Below are 15,291 nucleotides of genomic sequence, written 5' to 3'. Positions count from 1 at the left end.
ATTCGGAGAGCCCCATGCAACTCACTCAAGGACAGACCTATCTTGCGATTCCCGGACCATCGGTGATGCCGGAGGCTGTTTTGCGGGCCATGCACCGAACGGCCCCCAACATCTATGAGGGAGAGCTGATCGACCTGACAGCGGGTGTATTGCGCGATCTGAAGAAAGTGGCTCGCACAGAGCATCACGCGGCAATCTACATCGGCAACGGCCATGCGGTCTGGGAGGCCTCGCTGGCCAATGTTGTGGAGCTGGGTGACAAGGTTCTGGTGCCTGCGGCAGGGACTTTCGGCCATGGCTGGGGCGAAATGGCGGCTGGCCTTGGGGTAGATACCGAGGTGATCGACTTTGGTCGCCAAACCCCGATTGATCCGGCCCGTGTTGCCGAGGCGCTGGCCGCTGATGCCAATCTTGAAATCAAAGCGGTGTTGGTCACCCATGTCGATACCTCCACGTCGCTGAAATGCGACGTGTCTGCGCTGCGCAAAGCCATGGACGCGACCGGGCATCCGGCGCTTTTGATGGTGGATTGCATTGCTTCTCTCGGTTGTGACCGTTTTGAGATGGACGCCTGGGGCGTGGATGTGATGGTGGCGGGGTCCCAAAAGGGGCTGATGGTGCCACCGGGCATGGGGTTTGTGTTTTTCAACGAAAAGGCGGCGGCGCGTCGCGCGGAACTGAAGCGCGTGAGTCGCTATTGGGATTGGGTCCCGCGCGCGCACCCGGACGTTTACTACCAGCATTTCTGTGGCACTGCGCCGACGCATCATCTGTATGGGCTGCGGGTGGCGCTCGATATGCTGATGGAAGAGGGCATGGAGCACGTTTGGCAGCGCCATGAAACTTTGGCACGTGCGATCTGGGCGGCGAGCGAAGCCTGGGGGGCAGATGGCCCGCTGGCGCTGAACGTCGCGCAGGCGCAGGATCGCAGCACCGCCGTGACCTCCTTGCAGATTGGCGCAGAGCATGGCACGCGCTTGCGCCGTTGGTGTCAGGACAACGCAGGGCTGACGCTTGGCATCGGGCTTGGCATGGCGACAGAAGAAGATCCGCAAAGCGACGGCTTTTTTCGGTTTGGCCATATGGGGCATGTGAATGCCCAAATGATCATGGGGATGCTGGCCACGGTGCAGGCAGGCATGATGGCGCTGGACATTCCACACGGGTCGGGCGCGGTGGAGGCAGCGGCCAAGGTGATTGCTGAGGCTTGAAGCTTACGCTCTGGGCGCGTGCCGGTCTTTGCGGCGCGCGAGCCGATCAATGCCGGCGTTCAATATCACGGCCAGCACCATAACTGCGGGGATTCCCCAGAGAATAAAGATCAAAACAAAGACCCACATGAGGTTCACAAACCCCATGACCAGCGCGGCGTTGGTGTAGTTCGGTGCAGACTGTACCGGACCTGACATTGTGCGTCCTCCTACAGACAGACTATCCCGAGTTTACCTGCGCCATAGGAAAATATTCGTGAACAGGGCGGGCTAGCCGGAAAGTGCCGACAGGGTCTCGCCAAGGGCGGCATCAAACAAGGCCAGATCCTCTGCAGGGGCGCAGCTGACGCGGATGCAGCGGTTTTGCGGCTCAACAAACGGCATGCGCACAAAGATTCCCCGCGCCACGAGGCCTTCAAGCACCGATTTGGCAAAGGCGCCGTCCTGACCGCAGTCTATGGTGACAAAATTGGTCGCTGACGGCAGAGCCTTCAAGCCATGCGCGGCAGCGATGCGGGTGATTTCAGCCCGCGCGGCCGCAATCTTGTCACAGGTGGAGTGTAGCCAGTCGTTGTCCTCAAGTGCGGCCAGCGCCCCGGCTTGGGCGGCCCGGTTCAGGCCAAAGTGATTGCGGATCTTTTCAAAGGCGCGGATCAGCTCTTTGGCCCCCATGGCATAGCCCACACGGGCCCCGGCCATGCCGTAGCCTTTGGAGAAAGTGCGCATGCGGATCACGCGCGGATCTTCGATATGGACTGGGACGGCAGTGCCTTCCGGCGCGAGCTCCACATAGGCTTCATCGAGCAGAAGCAGGCAGCCCTCAGGGATATTGTCAAACTGTGCGGCGATGTCAGCCCCTTTAAACCAACCGCCCATCGGATTGTCGGGATTGGCGAAGTATACAAGCTTTGCGTCCACTTCCGCGGCCTTGGCCAGTAGCGCAGGCAGGTCTTCCGCGTCGTCCTTATACGGCACCGCGTGCAGCACACCGCCAAAGCCTGCCACGTGATAGTTGAAGGTGGGATAAGCCCCGAGCGATGTGACCACCGCATCACCCGGCTCAATCAGCAGACGGACGAGATAGCCAAGCAACCCGTCGATGCCTTCACCTACCACAATGTTGTCGGCGCTGACGTTGTGATGGGCGGCCAGTGCGTGGCGCAGCTTGAAGCTTTCCGGATCGCCATACATCCAGATGCCATCTGTTGCCTGTGCCATCGCGGCAATGGCTTTTGGAGAAGGGCCAAAGATGTTTTCATTGGCGCCCATACGGGCGGCAAAAGTATGGCCCATGGCGCGCTCCTGCGCTTCGGGGCCGACGAAAGGAACGGTGGCGGGCAGGCCTTGGGCCAATTTGGTATAACGAGGTCCGGTCATGGCGCGGAAGGTGGCGCAACGCTTTTGGATGAGCAAGCGTAAATGCCCTGACGTTATGGTGGATTTTTATGTGCGGTCATCGGAGGGTGTGCGCACCTATGCCGTATTTGAGGAGAGCCGCATGGCACGCGTTTCTGTTGAAGTTGAGAACCATATCGCACGCGTAACGCTGACGCGTGGCGACAAAATGAACGCGTTGGATCCAGAGATGCTGGAAGCCATTGTGGCCGCTGGCGAAGGACTGATGGACAACGAAGATGCGCGCGTTGTGGTGTTGTCTGGAGAAGGCAAGGCTTTCTGCGCAGGGCTTGATGTGATGTCTTTTGGGGCAATGGCGGGCAATGATCCGGAAGAGCTGTTGATGCCGCGCACCTATGGGAATGCCAATCTGTTCCAACAGGTGGCCTTGGTCTGGCGAAAGCTGCCGGTGCCGGTGATCTGTGCGCTACAAGGCGTGGCCTACGGCGGCGGGCTGCAGATCGCGCTGGGCGCGGATGTGCGTTTTGCCGCGCCAGAAACAAAAATGTCCATCATGGAAATGAAATGGGGCATCGTACCGGATATGGGCGGCATGGCGCTTCTGCCGCAGCTTACCCGCTCTGATGTGATCCGCAAGCTGACCTACACCGCGACTTCCTTTGACGCTGCGCAGGCTGCGGACTGGGGGCTGGTGACCGAGGTGGTGGACGATCCGCTGGCGGCCGCGATGGCGCTGGCTGAGGAGATCGCAGGCAAGAGCCCCTCGGCCATTCGCGCAGCCAAAGCGCTGATCGGGTTTGCGGAAACGCACGCAAACGATGAAGATGCGGTGCTGCTAGAGGAAAGCCGCGTGCAGACGACACTGATGGGCAAGGCACATCAGATGGAGGTGATTGCCGCCAATCTGCAGAAACGGGCACCGATTTTTAAGTAAGCGTGGGACGTGCGGCTGGTTTTGCGCGCAAGCTTCGCAGCGTGGCCAGCCGGTGTATTGATCAAGGGTAGTAAAGCACATGGGGGCCAGCCCCCATACCCCGGGGATATTTGAAGAATGAGAAAGCCAAGGGGCTATTTCAGGAATTTTCGGTAGGCATTGCGCTCGATGTTGTAAGCCAACGCCAGCTCGGAAATTCTTGTCATCAGTCGCTTCTTATCCGCAGGATCCGTGGCCTGTTGCCAGTCCTGTTTGGCTGCCTCCAGCGCCTCTTTGAGTTTGAATTCCCTGGGCAGGACGCCTGCGCGCGCCATGATGGAATGCCCCACAGAGGTAGCGGCGTCTTCGCTGCCATGACGTTTGGGGAGCGGTTTGCCTTCGCCCTCCAGACCGTTCAGCTGGCCCTGTGCCTGCGCCTTTTTGATCTGACGTTCGATGAGGTTTAAAAAGCTGCGGATCATGCCCCGACAATAGGCATGATCCGGCTGATTTTAAAGGGCTCAGTCCAATTCGGCGAGCTTGGCCAGAGCACCTTTAATCTTGGCTTCCTCAGCTTCACGCGCGGCGAGGTTTTCACGGGCTTCTGCCACCACCTCATCCGGCGCAGAGGCGACGAATTTGGGGTTGTTCAGACGCCCTCGCAGGCCTCCGAGCTCCTTGGCGAGTTTGCCGAGACCCTTCTCAAGGCGGGCTTTTTCCGCATCAATGTCGATGATGTCGGCAAGCGGCAGACCGAAGGTTGCACCATCAACGGCGACCGTCGCGGTGCCTTTGGGGAAGGTTGCGACTTCCTCAAGCGACACCACACGGGCGATCTTGAAGATCAACGCTTGGTTGGCGGCAAATGCGGCGCGGTTTTCCTCGGTGATCTCGCTGACAACCACATCGATTTTTGCGCCGGCGTTCACGCCCATCTGGGCGCGTACAGAGCGAATGTTGTCGATGACAGAAATCACCCAGTTCATCTCGCGGTCGGCTTTGGCGTCCACAAACTCTGCCGCTGTGTAGGTAGGCCAGTCGGCGTGCACGAGCATCTTTGCGCGGTCGCCAAGGTTGCCCCAGAGCTCTTCGGTGATGAAAGGCATGATCGGGTGCAGCAGGATCAGGCACTGGTCGATGACCCAGCGCATGGTGGCTTTGGTTTCGGCCACCGCTGCGGCGTCTTCGCTGTTAAACAGCGGTTTGGAAAACTCCACATACCAGTCACAGACCTTGCCCCAGACAAAGGCATAAAGCGCGCTGGCGGCATCGTTGAAGCGGAAGCTTTCCAGTGCCGCGTCGACCTCTTCACGCACTTTGGCGGTTTCGCCGATGATCCAGAGGTTGGCGGACTGGGTGCAAGTTTCGCCACTCCACGTGGTCACATCGTCTTCAAACACGCCGTTCATCTCGGCAAAGCGCGCTGCGTTCCAGAGTTTGGTGCCGAAGTTGCGGTAGCCCGCGATGCGCTGCATATCGAGTTTCAGCACGCCGCCCAGCGCCGCCATGGCCGCAGAGGAGAAACGCAGTGCGTCGGCGCCGTACTCGTCGATGATTTCCAGCGGGTCCATCACGTTGCCGGTGGATTTGGACATCTTCTTGCCTTTGGCGTCGCGCACAAGGCCATGCAGATAAACGGTGTCGAACGGCACCTGATCTACCACAGCAAGTTGCATCATCATCATACGCGCGACCCAGAAGAACAGAATGTCTTGCCCGGTGACCAGCGTGGAGGTCGGGAAGTATTTTGCCAATTCGTCGGTCTGCTCCGGCCAGCCCAGCGTGCCGATGGGCCAGAGGCCGGAGGAGAACCATGTGTCGAGCACGTCGGGGTCGCGGGTGAGAGGGACACCCTCGCCAGCTTGTGCCTGTGCTTCAGCTTCGGTGGCGGCGCAATATTGATTGCCATCCGCATCAAACCAAACCGGGATCTGGTGGCCCCACCACAGCTGGCGGGAGATGCACCAAGGCTCGATGTTTTCCAGCCAGTGGTAGTAGGTTTTCTCACCGGATTCCGGCAAGATTTTCACGGTGCCGTCGCGCACGGCATCCAGTGCGGGGCCAACAAATTTGGCGGCATCGACAAACCATTGGTCGGTCAGCATGGGCTCGATCACCACTTTGGAGCGGTCTCCAAAAGGCTGCATGATTGGTTTGTTTTCAACCATGGGCACGGCAACTTCGATCTCGTTGCCGTCTTCGTCCTTTTGCGTCTCGGTGGTCATCACCGCGAGGCCTTCGGATGTGATCTGCTCAACCACCAGCTTTCGGGCCTCAAACCGGTCCATGCCGCGAATGTCGTCTGGCACGAGGTTGACCGCGTCGGCCTCTGCCTCTGTCAGGGTCTTCTCATCTTTTGCGACAGACATGGCGAGGGTCGCGGCAGCGGCGTAGTCTTCGCCGTCAGCGCGCATTGCGCCTTTGGTGTCCATCAGGCGGTACATCGGGATGCCGCCGCGTTTGGCGACCTGATAGTCGTTGAAATCATGCGCGCCGGTGATTTTCACTGCGCCGGAGCCGAAGTCTTTGTCCGGGTATTCATCGGTGATGATCGGGATCAGGCGGCGGTGCTCTTTGGGGCCTACGGGGATTTCGCAGAGCTGTCCAATGATCGGGGCATAACGCTCATCAGAGGGGTGCACGGCCACTGCGCCGTCGCCCAGCATGGTTTCAGGCCGCGTGGTGGCGATGGAGATGTAGTCGCGCTCTTCTTCCAGCACGACGTTGCCGTCCTCATCCTTCTCGACGTAGGTGTAGGTGGCCCCATTTGCGAGCGGGTATTTGAAGTGCCACATGTGGCCGGCGACTTCGATGTTCTCCACTTCGAGGTCAGAGATCGCGGTTTCAAAATGCGGGTCCCAGTTCACGAGGCGCTTGCCGCGATAGATCAAGCCCTTGTTGTACATCTCAACAAAGACTTTCAGCACCGCGTCGTGGAAGTTGCCGCCCGCCACATCCGCAGGGGCACCAGGCGCGCCTGACATGGTGAAGGCTTCGCGGTCCCAGTCGCAAGACGCGCCAAGGCGCTTGAGCTGGTTCACGATGGTGCCGCCGGACTCGCCTTTCCAGTCCCAGACCTTCTCAAGGAATTTCTCACGGCCCAGTTCGCGGCGGGAGGGTTGCCCGGTTTCGGCCAGCTTGCGCTCCACAACCATCTGGGTGGCGATGCCCGCGTGGTCTGTGCCCGGCTGCCAAAGCGTGTCAAAGCCCTGCATGCGCTTCCAGCGGATCAGGATGTCCTGCAGCGTGTTGTTGAACGCGTGGCCCATGTGCAGCACGCCAGTCACGTTGGGCGGCGGGATCATGATGCAATAGGTGGAGGCACCGGGTTTTGCATTTGCGCCTGCGGTGAAGCAGCCTGCTTTTTCCCAAGCCTCATAAAGCCGGCCTTCGGCCTCGGCTGCATTGAAGGTCGTTTCCATCGCCATTGGTTTGATCCCTTTTGTCGGTCGGGCCGTTTGTCAATCGGAGTTGTCTCTAGCGAAAGCGCAGCCAAAGGGGAAGCGGGAAGCGGCGGGATTTGGCACGGTTTGTCGGTATGGCGCGTCTGTGTGGTGGCGCGTCGTTTGGTTTGTGCGGTTGTCTAAGTCCTACGGCGGCTGAGTTTTGTTGCAAGATGAATGAGGCTTTCCGAACTCTTGACGCCTTTTGACTCGCCTATTTTGTCGAGCATTTCGTCCAGTTGCGCGGTTGTGTCGGCGGACAGCTCCACGATCAGATCGAACCGCCCGGAGCAAGTATGTACACTTTCGACCGCAGGCAGTGACTTCAGCCGATCCAGCACCGAAGGCCCTGCACGCAGTTCAATGGAGAGAAGGACAGTTGCGCGCAGGCGTGGGGCGATGCTGTCGCCCAGGCGCAGAGTGTAGCCAGCGATTGCACCGGATGTTTCTAGGCGGTCGATACGCGCTTGCACCGTTGTACGGGCAAGCCCGAGTTTGCGTGCAAGAGTGGCAACAGGCACGCGGGCATCTTCCCCTAGTAAGGCGAGCAGTTTTTGATCGGTTTCGTCGATTTGCATGGTTAGGCCGTCATTATGTCGAAGATTAACTGCGATACTATCGTTTCTACATATGAAATCGACAACAAATCGCCAGAGACTTGTAAAAAACAGGTTTGAGGTGAGATATGCATACCGATCCGGCGCTTTGGCCATCGCCACTTTGGCATCTGAAAAAATTCGAGCCGGATGTACCGGTGCTTTATTTCGCGCCGGAAGTGCTGCAAGCCACGGCGCGTCGGTTCATTGATGGATTTGATGGGTTGGTCACCTACGCTGTTAAGGCCAACGATCATGAATCCGTGCTTGGCAATCTGGTTGGCGCCGGAGTGCGTGCTTTCGATGTCGCCTCACCTCTAGAGATGACCCGCGTGCGCCAAATTGCTCCTGATGCCGTGCTGCACTACCATAACCCTATACGATCGGCGGCGGAGATTGCAGAGGCTGTAGGGCACGGTATTGCCAGTTGGTCAGTGGATTGCTCCCGTGAGCTGGAAAAGCTGGTTGATGTACCGCGTCACAACACCGAAATCGCGGTGCGCTTGCGGCTTCCCGTTGTTGGCGCGGCGTATGATTTTGGCGAAAAGTTTGGTGCAGACCCCGATGATGCGGTTGCTCTCCTTCAACAGGCCAATGAGATGGGATTTGCCACCTCAATGACATTTCACCCGGGTACGCAATGCGCGGATCCGCAGGTCTGGGCTGTCTATATTGTTGAGGCTGCGGATGTGGCTCGTCGGGCTGGGGGCACTTTGTGTCGGCTGAACGTCGGAGGTGGCTTTGCTGCGCATCGCAGTGGTGTTGCACCGGATCTGGAAGCGATCTTCAAGCGAATTTCGGCTGAGGCAACGCGCGCGTTTGGAGATCAGGTCCCCGCGCTTGTTTGCGAGCCGGGACGCGCGATGGTTGCGGAAGCCTTTACGCTGGCTTTGCGCGCAAAAGCTGTGCGACGTGATGCTGTGTTTCTGAATGATGGCATCTATGGAGCGCTGACAGAACTGCGCGACATTGGTGTTCCTGACAGGATCTCTGTCACCCGCGTTCATGGGGCGGATCCGGGGGCGGGGTTGGCGGGCAAGATTGTCTTTGGCCCAACCTGTGACAGTTTGGACCGCCTGCCTGACCCTGTGTTGCTGCCAGATGACATCGCGGAAGAAGACTACCTTCTGATCCGTGCCATGGGGGCATACTCCGCGAGTCTGTCGACTGGCTTTAACGGCTATGGCGCACAAAGCATGGTGACTGTCGCAACGTTGTGAAGCCGACATGCTCTGGACACTGGCCCATTGCGCGATACAGTCGCGGTCGAAGCCACGTGCAGGGAGCAGCCAGCCATGGAAAAATTTGGAAAGAGTCAGTCGGTAAAGCGAGTCGAAGACACACGGTTTTTGACGGGTGAAGGGCGGTATGTGGATGACATTGCCCCTAAGGGGGCATTGCAGGCCTTTTTTTTGCGCTCTCCTGTCGCGCACGGCGATATCACTGAATTGGATGTTGCGGACGCATGTGAGGCAGAGGGCGTAGCCTGTGTGCTGACCCAAGCTGATCTGGTGGCGGCCGGTCTTGAGGCCAATCTGCCCGGGACGCAGGTGAAAAACCGTGACGGCAGTATGGGGGCGAGCCCTGAGCGGCCTTTGTTGGCCAACGGGCGTGTGCGCTACGTTGGCGAGCCGGTGGCAGTGATCGTGGCGGAAACACTGGATCAGGCGCGCGATGCGGCTGAGATGATCTTGTTTGACTATGAAGAGCGCCCGGCGCACATGGGATTGGCACGTGGTGGCGAACAGCTTCATGGAGAGGCACCGGACAACCTTGCCTTTGACTGGGGGCTTGGCGATGAGGCCGCCACAGACGCGGCCTTTGCTGAGGCAGCGCATGTTGTGAGCCTTGAGGTGGGTGACAATCGGATCATCGTAAATTCGATGGAACCGCGCGGCGCCTACGCGGAATGGGACGGCGATAAAGTCCATGTTGCCAACAATGGGCAAGGGGTCTGGGGACCGAAAGGCCAAGTCGCTCGTGTGCTCAAACTGGACGATGCCAATGTGCGGGTGACCAACCCCGACACCGGCGGCGGCTTTGGCATGAAGGGCATGATTTATCAGGAGCCCCTGGTGATTGCTCATGCGGCGCGCGTGGTTGGCAAGCCTGTGCGCTGGATGGCGGAGCGCACCGAGGCGATGCTGTCAGACAATGCCGGGCGGGATCTGACTTCGCATGTGGAAATGGCGTTTGATGAAAACCTGAAAGCCACCGCCTATCGGGTGAAAACCACTGCCAATATGGGCGCATATAATTCGCAATTTGCCCAGGCCATTCAGACCACATTGTTCAGCCGTGTGCTCATGGGCGTTTATGATGTGCAGACCACCTGGCTGCAGGTGGACGGGATCTACACCAACACCACGCCGGTGGATGCCTATCGCGGCGCTGGGCGACCAGAGGCGATTTATGCGTTGGAGCGGCTGATGGACCGCGCGGCGCGGGAGCTGGGCGTGAGCGGCTGGGAGCTACGCCGGCGCAACTTCATCCCCAATGCGGCTTTCCCTTACAAAAGCGCCACGGACGAAACCTATGACGTGGGCGATTTTGACCGCGTGCTGAGCCGGATGGAAGCCTATGGCGACGTGGAAGGTTTTGCCGCGCGCAAGGCGGCCAGCGCTGCTGCGGGCAAGTTGCGCGGCGCGGGGCTGTGTTACTATATTGAAAGTATCCTTGGCGATCCGAGCGAAAGCGCGCGGGTGGAGTTCAATGAGGATGGCACGGTCTCAATCTATGTGGGCACGCAATCCAACGGACAGGGCCACGAGACGGTTTATGCCCAGTTCCTGAGTGATCAGACCGGCATCTCGACCGAGTTGATCGAAGTGGTGCAGGGCGACAGCGACCGGATCAAACAGGGCGGCGGCACCGGCGGCTCGCGCTCTGTGACGGTGCAAAATACCGCGACACTAGCGACCGTGGAAACGATGATTAAAGCATTTACCCCGTATCTTGCAGAGAAGATGGGTGTGGATGCCGAGGACGTGACATTTGATGATGAGCAATTCCGCGCAGAAGGCTCTAATCTACATCCGACCTTCCTTGAGGCGGCAGAGATGGCGCGCGCGGATGGGCGCACGGATTTGATGGTGCATGAAGAACGCACAACGCTGCCCGCACGCAGCTTCCCCAACGGGGCGCATCTGGCGGAGGTTGAGGTCGACCCGGAAACGGGTCAGGTGACTTTGGAGCGCTACACTGTGGTGGATGACTTTGGCAATCTGATCAATCCGATGCTCGCAGAAGGGCAGGTCCACGGTGGCGTGGCCCAGGGCATTGGTCAGGCGCTGATGGAGCATGTGGTCTATGATGAGGAAGGTCAGCTTTTGACTGCCACTTTCATGGATTACGCTATGCCGCGCGCCAGCGATGTGCCGATGATTGGCTTTACCACGGAGGCCGTGCCTTCGACGGCCAACATCATGGGCATGAAAGGTTGTGGCGAGGCTGGCACGGTTGGGGCCATGGCTGCAGCGGCCAATGCGGTGCAGGATGCGCTCTGGGAGCGCGGCGTGCGTCAGGCGGATATGCCGTTTACGCCGCACCGCGTCTGGCAAATGTTGAATGAGGCACAAGATACGGCTGCATGAACGTATAACCTCTTGGCTGGCCGGTAAATTTGCGGCCCGCCTCTCGCCCACGGCCCCGCGTCGCGGCCCTGTCACGCATGTGATTATTCTGGATGGCACCATGTCCTCTCTGATGGATGGGGAGGAGACCAACGCTGGGCGCACCTACCGTCTGTTGCAGGAGCTGGGCGCGGGTGTGTCGCTTTACTATGAGGCTGGGGTGCAGTGGCACAGCTGGCGTCAGACGCTGGATGTGATGATGGGGCGCGGGATCAACCGCCAAATCCGCCGTGCCTATGGCTATCTCGCAAGCCGCTATCGCCCCGGCGACCGGATCTTTCTGATGGGCTATTCGCGGGGCGCGTTTGCGGTACGCTCGCTCGCGGGCGTGATTGACCGGGTGGGCCTTTTGAAAGCAAGCTGCGCCACAGAGCGCAATATCCGCACCGCCTATCGCCACTATGAGCTGACCCCCGACAGAGCTGCCGCCGCCGAGTTTGCGCAGGCCCATTGTCATGAGAGCGTCGACATTGCGATGATCGGCGTCTGGGACACGGTCAAGGCGCTGGGCGCGCGGGTGCCGCTGCTGTGGCGGTTCACCGAACGGCGCCATGCTTTTCACAACCACCACCTGTCGCCGATTGTGCGCCACGGATTTCAGGCGCTGGCGCTAGATGAAACGCGCGAGGTGTTTGAGCCGGAGATGTGGATGTGTCCGACGCGCTGGGATGCGCGGATCGAACAGGTCTGGTTTCGCGGCTCTCATGGGGATATTGGCGGCCAGCTTGGGGGCTTTGAGGAAGCGCGCCCTTTGGCCAATATCCCGCTGGTCTGGATGCTGGAGCGTTTGGAGATGTGTGATTTGAAGCTGCCGGAGGGCTGGCGGGACCGTTTCATAATGGACCCACTTGCTCCCTCCGTTGGCACCTGGCGGCACTGGGGCAAACTCTTCCTTTTTCGGGCGCGACGTCTGGTAAACAAGGATCGTTCTGAGAGCATCCACCCAACAGCACAGCCCTTCGTAAGCGCTGGCGATACCAAGGCGCGCCTGCCTGAGCAGCAAGGCACGCTTGCCGCGCAGGATTAAAACCCGCGCCGCCGCATCATTTATTCACGCCAGTCTACAAATTCGTCAAGCGCGGCCCGCTCCGTGCGGAAGCTGTTGATCGCGGCTGCGTCGTCAGGGAAGCCGAAAGAGATCGCGGCGAGCATATTGTAGTCTTCGGGGATATCAAAAAGGCGGCGTACCACTTCGGAAAAAAGCGATAGGGCCGCCTGAGGCACGGTGCCGATGCCCTGTGCTTTGGCTGAGAGGCAAAAGGCGGTGATGAAGCCACCGCAATCCAGCACACCATAGGGGCCAAGCTCTTTGGGGCAGGAGATCACCGCCACATGGGGGGCGCCAAACAATGTGTAGTTTTCTCGCATCTGGTGCACGCGCGCCTCTTTGTCGCCACGCTCTATTCCCACGGCGTCATAGAGCTGCATGCCGCAGGCGTGCCGGCGCTGTTTATGCGCGCCAGTGTAGGTTTGCGGGAACGGGTAATCGGGGGCCGGGATGCCCGTGTCAAAGGCGCTTGCCATAGCTGCGCGAAAGGCTTCGGTTTCTGCACCTGAGGTCACGGTGACTTTCCAGGGCTGCGCGTTGCACCAACTGGGCGCGCGGCCTGCATCTGTGAGGATCTGTTTTATTGTCTCTTTCGGTACCGGCTCAGACCGGAAAGCACGGCAGGAATGGCGCGCGTGCAAGAGCGCCTTTAGTGCGGCGTGGGGGCTCATCACGTGTCTCTCAAAACTTATTGGTTTTGGGCGATGATATAGCCAAAGGCCGCGGCTGCAAGGGCTGCACACGCAACGGCAAAGGCGATTTTCCAAGTTGAGTAGGGGCGTTCGCCCTGAACGCGACCGGTTTGGCCGTTCACCACAAAGCGATAGGACTTGCCGCGGTATTTGTAAGCCGCCAGCCAGACCGGCAGCAGGATGTGTTTGAAGGTCACATCGCTCACAGCGGTTTGCACATTGTGAATGCGCTGGCGATCCCCGCCGATGTCAAAAGCCACATCGCGCCGGATCGCACGGTCCATATGCGCGCGCGCCTCCTCATAGCCTTCGGTGAGTGCGACCGTGTAGCCTTCTGCCTGAAATCCCGCGAGAAATTCGGGGCTGTAGGGCTCCAGCGCGGAGAGATCCCAAGGCTGCAGCGCATCGGTGTATTTTTTCGGCAGGGCCTTTGAAGCCAGCACCAGAATGTCATCAAACCAGCGCGCCACCCGACCGGAGGCAGGCCGCCAGCGGATTTTCTGCACCCGGCGCTGCTCCGCCTTGCCGTCGCGCATCACGGTTTCGGTGACGTAGTAGACCGTGCCGCGCTCGCCGTGATAGCTGGATTTCGTGTCGGCATCATAGGTCCAGTAAGGCACGTAGATGCCATCCATCTTGCGCCCCTTTCGGGCATAGTCTTGCAGGCCGTTGGGGGCAAACCAGAGCTCGCCCAGCCAGTCGTTCATGGCGTCGTGTGCCGCAGGCTCGGCGAGTTGAAACGGCAGCACCGCGCGCGGCTTGATCTGCCGGTGGGTGCCGGTGTCCACCACCACAGGTGTCGCGCAAAAGGCGCATTCCGTGGCGTGGGTGTCCCCATCAAAAACTACATGGGCCGCGCAATTGGGGCAGGTGGTGGCGCGGGTTTCCATAACTTCCGCCGCCGGAAGCTGCTCTGCAAGAGCGGCGCGAAAATCCAGTTCGGTGATGGCGGCGGCACGGTCTCCCTGTTCGGTGGCTTCCTCATGGCCGCAGTGATCGCAAATCAGCTTACCCTGTGCGGGCGCAAACCTGTAATCCGCCCCGCACTGCGGACAGGGGAAGCGGGTGGTCTCTTGAGGGGCAGGCGGCGGTGTGGCGGTCATCTGAAAGGTCGGTGCTGTCTGGGTTGGATCGCGTGTGTGGCAGAGAAAGTGCTGCGCTCGGCTGCGGCATCAAGAACGTGCACAGCCGGGTACAGGAGATTTTCAGTTCAGCTTCCCGGTGGCGGGGGCGGAAGAATGGTGAAGAGCTGGGCCAGCTCTGCCACGTCTTCAGCGTGTTTCCAGCCGTCCTGACCGGCGGTCCAGACATGGGTCTGGCGGGTGATTTCACCAGCGGAGGCCATCCGGCCCAGTGCGGCCTTTGAGAAAGGGCCGCGGGTCTGGCCGTTTTCGGCGACATGCCAGACATGTTCCACCGGTGGCGGTGGCGGCGGGGGCGGGGCCGCATGGGCTGCTTGCGGAGCAGGCGCTGCCTGCGCGGCAGGGCGGGCGCCCCATGGTCCGGGCTGATGGGCGGCGAGGGGCTGCGCGGTTTGTGCCGCCATCTGTTGCGCCATCGCCATGCCCATCCCCATGCCAAGGCCCGCACCCATGCCCGAGTTTGGCGTCTGCGCGGCGGCGGTCATCGCCTCTGCGGCGGAAAACTGCGTGTATTTGCCCAGATCGCCGACAATGCCCATCGAAGTGCGCTTGTCCATCGCGGCCTCGACAGCGGCAGGCAGCGAGATGTTTTCGATATAGAGCTCAGGGATTGCGAGACCGTATTCGGCAATGGTGCCAGAGATTTCCGCCGCCACCAGCTTGCCCAGATCCGCGGTGTTGGCCGCCATGTCCAGCACCGGAATACCAGAGGCCGCGATCACGCGGGAGAATTCCTGCACGATGATATTGCGGATCTGGAAGCTGATCTCATCCATGGTGAATTCGCCATCGGTGCCCACAATTTCAGTTAGGAACCGCGCCGGATCGACCACGCGGATCGCATAGGTGCCATAAGCGCGCAGACGTACCGGACCGAACTCCGGATCGCGTACCATGATCGGGTTCTTGGTGCCCCACTTCAGATTGGCGAAACGCGTGGTTTTGACGTAGTAGATTTCGGATTTGAACGGGCTTTTGAAGCCGTGGTCCCAGTGCTGCAGCGTGGTCATCACCGGCATGTTGTTGGTTTCAAGCATGTAAAGCCCCGGCGTGAACACATCCGCCAGCTGGCCCTCATGCACAAACACTGCAGACTGCCCTTCGCGCACGGTGAGTTTGGCGCCGTATTTGATTTCATGGCCTTCACGTTCGAAGCGCCAGACCAGCGTGTCCTGGGTGTCATCCACCCAATGGATGACGTCGATGAACTCACCTGTCAGAAAATCAAAAATTCCCATTCTTTGGTCCTTTCAATGGG

General features: G+C 59.8%; 13 protein-coding genes. 5 read left to right on the top strand and 8 right to left on the bottom strand.

All coding sequences use genetic code 11. The annotated features are described in order from the left end of the window. The first annotated feature begins 14 nt into the window (after positions 1 to 14). Positions 15 to 1,211, top strand: coding sequence for a pyridoxal-phosphate-dependent aminotransferase family protein (locus PJL69_RS15185; protein WP_271310414.1), 1,197 nt, complete (start codon positions 15 to 17; stop codon positions 1,209 to 1,211). A 3-nt stretch (positions 1,212 to 1,214) separates the two neighbouring features. Here PJL69_RS15185 and PJL69_RS15180 read toward each other — a convergent pair whose 3' ends face one another. Both PJL69_RS15180 and PJL69_RS15175 read right to left on the bottom strand, forming a co-directional pair. Continuing rightward, on the bottom strand, positions 1,215 to 1,409 hold the full coding sequence (locus tag PJL69_RS15180) for a hypothetical protein (RefSeq protein WP_271310413.1): 195 nt from the start codon (positions 1,407 to 1,409) through the stop codon (positions 1,215 to 1,217). 72 nt (positions 1,410 to 1,481) lie between these two features. Beyond that, a complete protein-coding gene (locus PJL69_RS15175; RefSeq protein ID WP_271310412.1) occupies positions 1,482 to 2,588 on the bottom strand; it encodes a pyridoxal phosphate-dependent aminotransferase in 1,107 nt (368 codons plus the stop codon). Positions 2,589 to 2,709: 121 nt separating this feature from the next. Between PJL69_RS15175 and PJL69_RS15170 the strand changes: the two genes are divergently transcribed. Next, a complete protein-coding gene (locus PJL69_RS15170; protein ID WP_271310411.1) occupies positions 2,710 to 3,501 on the top strand; it encodes a crotonase/enoyl-CoA hydratase family protein in 792 nt (263 codons plus the stop codon). A 134-nt stretch (positions 3,502 to 3,635) separates the two neighbouring features. Here PJL69_RS15170 and PJL69_RS15165 read toward each other — a convergent pair whose 3' ends face one another. The 3 genes from PJL69_RS15165 to PJL69_RS15155 form a co-directional block, all read right to left on the bottom strand. Next, positions 3,636 to 3,962: a J-domain-containing protein gene (locus PJL69_RS15165; protein ID WP_271310410.1), complete on the bottom strand. Its 327-nt coding sequence runs from the start codon at positions 3,960 to 3,962 to the stop codon at positions 3,636 to 3,638. Positions 3,963 to 4,001: 39 nt separating this feature from the next. Next, the gene (locus tag PJL69_RS15160; RefSeq protein WP_271310409.1) at positions 4,002 to 6,908 is read right to left on the bottom strand and encodes a valine--tRNA ligase; all 2,907 of its coding nucleotides are present in this window, start codon (positions 6,906 to 6,908) and stop codon (positions 4,002 to 4,004) included. A gap of 155 nt (positions 6,909 to 7,063) precedes the next feature. After that, positions 7,064 to 7,501, bottom strand: coding sequence for an Lrp/AsnC family transcriptional regulator (locus PJL69_RS15155; protein ID WP_271310408.1), 438 nt, complete (start codon positions 7,499 to 7,501; stop codon positions 7,064 to 7,066). Between the two features lie 107 nt (positions 7,502 to 7,608). Between PJL69_RS15155 and PJL69_RS15150 the strand changes: the two genes are divergently transcribed. The 3 genes from PJL69_RS15150 to PJL69_RS15140 all read left to right on the top strand — a co-directional run bounded on the left by PJL69_RS15150 (position 7,609) and on the right by PJL69_RS15140 (position 12,178). Beyond that, positions 7,609 to 8,739, top strand: a complete 1,131-nt coding sequence (locus tag PJL69_RS15150; RefSeq protein ID WP_271310407.1) for a type III PLP-dependent enzyme — start codon at positions 7,609 to 7,611, stop codon at positions 8,737 to 8,739. A 75-nt stretch (positions 8,740 to 8,814) separates the two neighbouring features. After that, the gene (locus tag PJL69_RS15145) at positions 8,815 to 11,112 is read left to right on the top strand and encodes a xanthine dehydrogenase family protein molybdopterin-binding subunit (RefSeq protein WP_271310406.1); all 2,298 of its coding nucleotides are present in this window, start codon (positions 8,815 to 8,817) and stop codon (positions 11,110 to 11,112) included. Beyond that, the gene (locus PJL69_RS15140) at positions 11,087 to 12,178 is read left to right on the top strand and encodes a DUF2235 domain-containing protein (protein ID WP_271310405.1); all 1,092 of its coding nucleotides are present in this window, start codon (positions 11,087 to 11,089) and stop codon (positions 12,176 to 12,178) included. The genes PJL69_RS15145 and PJL69_RS15140 overlap by 26 nt, the downstream gene beginning before the upstream one ends. A gap of 20 nt (positions 12,179 to 12,198) precedes the next feature. Here PJL69_RS15140 and PJL69_RS15135 read toward each other — a convergent pair whose 3' ends face one another. The 3 genes from PJL69_RS15135 to PJL69_RS15125 all read right to left on the bottom strand — a co-directional run bounded on the left by PJL69_RS15135 (position 12,199) and on the right by PJL69_RS15125 (position 15,271). Then, the gene (locus PJL69_RS15135; RefSeq protein ID WP_271310404.1) at positions 12,199 to 12,870 is read right to left on the bottom strand and encodes a nitroreductase; all 672 of its coding nucleotides are present in this window, start codon (positions 12,868 to 12,870) and stop codon (positions 12,199 to 12,201) included. A gap of 17 nt (positions 12,871 to 12,887) precedes the next feature. Beyond that, a complete protein-coding gene (locus tag PJL69_RS15130; RefSeq protein WP_271310403.1) occupies positions 12,888 to 13,994 on the bottom strand; it encodes a TFIIB-type zinc finger domain-containing protein in 1,107 nt (368 codons plus the stop codon). Between the two features lie 107 nt (positions 13,995 to 14,101). Next, the gene (locus PJL69_RS15125) at positions 14,102 to 15,271 is read right to left on the bottom strand and encodes an SPFH domain-containing protein (protein WP_271310402.1); all 1,170 of its coding nucleotides are present in this window, start codon (positions 15,269 to 15,271) and stop codon (positions 14,102 to 14,104) included. Between the last annotated feature and the right edge of the window lie 20 nt (positions 15,272 to 15,291).

This window comes from Shimia sp. MMG029, assembly GCF_027947445.1.
GTDB lineage: Bacteria > Pseudomonadota > Alphaproteobacteria > Rhodobacterales > Rhodobacteraceae > Shimia.
This window is presented reverse-complemented; position numbering and strand designations above follow the sequence as displayed.

What these genes read in the sequence shown, in the direction of transcription:
- PJL69_RS15160 (WP_271310409.1), bottom strand. Translation starts at nt 6,908, where the DNA reads ATGGCGATGGAAACGACCTTCAATGCAGCCGAGGCCGAAGGCCGGCTT.
- PJL69_RS15180 (WP_271310413.1), bottom strand. Translation starts at nt 1,409, where the DNA reads ATGTCAGGTCCGGTACAGTCTGCACCGAACTACACCAACGCCGCGCTG.
- PJL69_RS15185 (WP_271310414.1), top strand. Translation starts at nt 15, where the DNA reads ATGCAACTCACTCAAGGACAGACCTATCTTGCGATTCCCGGACCATCG.
- PJL69_RS15145 (WP_271310406.1), top strand. Translation starts at nt 8,815, where the DNA reads ATGGAAAAATTTGGAAAGAGTCAGTCGGTAAAGCGAGTCGAAGACACA.
- PJL69_RS15155 (WP_271310408.1), bottom strand. Translation starts at nt 7,501, where the DNA reads ATGCAAATCGACGAAACCGATCAAAAACTGCTCGCCTTACTAGGGGAA.
- PJL69_RS15170 (WP_271310411.1), top strand. Translation starts at nt 2,710, where the DNA reads ATGGCACGCGTTTCTGTTGAAGTTGAGAACCATATCGCACGCGTAACG.
- PJL69_RS15175 (WP_271310412.1), bottom strand. Translation starts at nt 2,588, where the DNA reads ATGACCGGACCTCGTTATACCAAATTGGCCCAAGGCCTGCCCGCCACC.
- PJL69_RS15165 (WP_271310410.1), bottom strand. Translation starts at nt 3,962, where the DNA reads ATGATCCGCAGCTTTTTAAACCTCATCGAACGTCAGATCAAAAAGGCG.
- PJL69_RS15140 (WP_271310405.1), top strand. Translation starts at nt 11,087, where the DNA reads ATGAGGCACAAGATACGGCTGCATGAACGTATAACCTCTTGGCTGGCC.
- PJL69_RS15150 (WP_271310407.1), top strand. Translation starts at nt 7,609, where the DNA reads ATGCATACCGATCCGGCGCTTTGGCCATCGCCACTTTGGCATCTGAAA.
- PJL69_RS15130 (WP_271310403.1), bottom strand. Translation starts at nt 13,994, where the DNA reads ATGACCGCCACACCGCCGCCTGCCCCTCAAGAGACCACCCGCTTCCCC.
- PJL69_RS15125 (WP_271310402.1), bottom strand. Translation starts at nt 15,271, where the DNA reads ATGGGAATTTTTGATTTTCTGACAGGTGAGTTCATCGACGTCATCCAT.
- PJL69_RS15135 (WP_271310404.1), bottom strand. Translation starts at nt 12,870, where the DNA reads ATGAGCCCCCACGCCGCACTAAAGGCGCTCTTGCACGCGCGCCATTCC.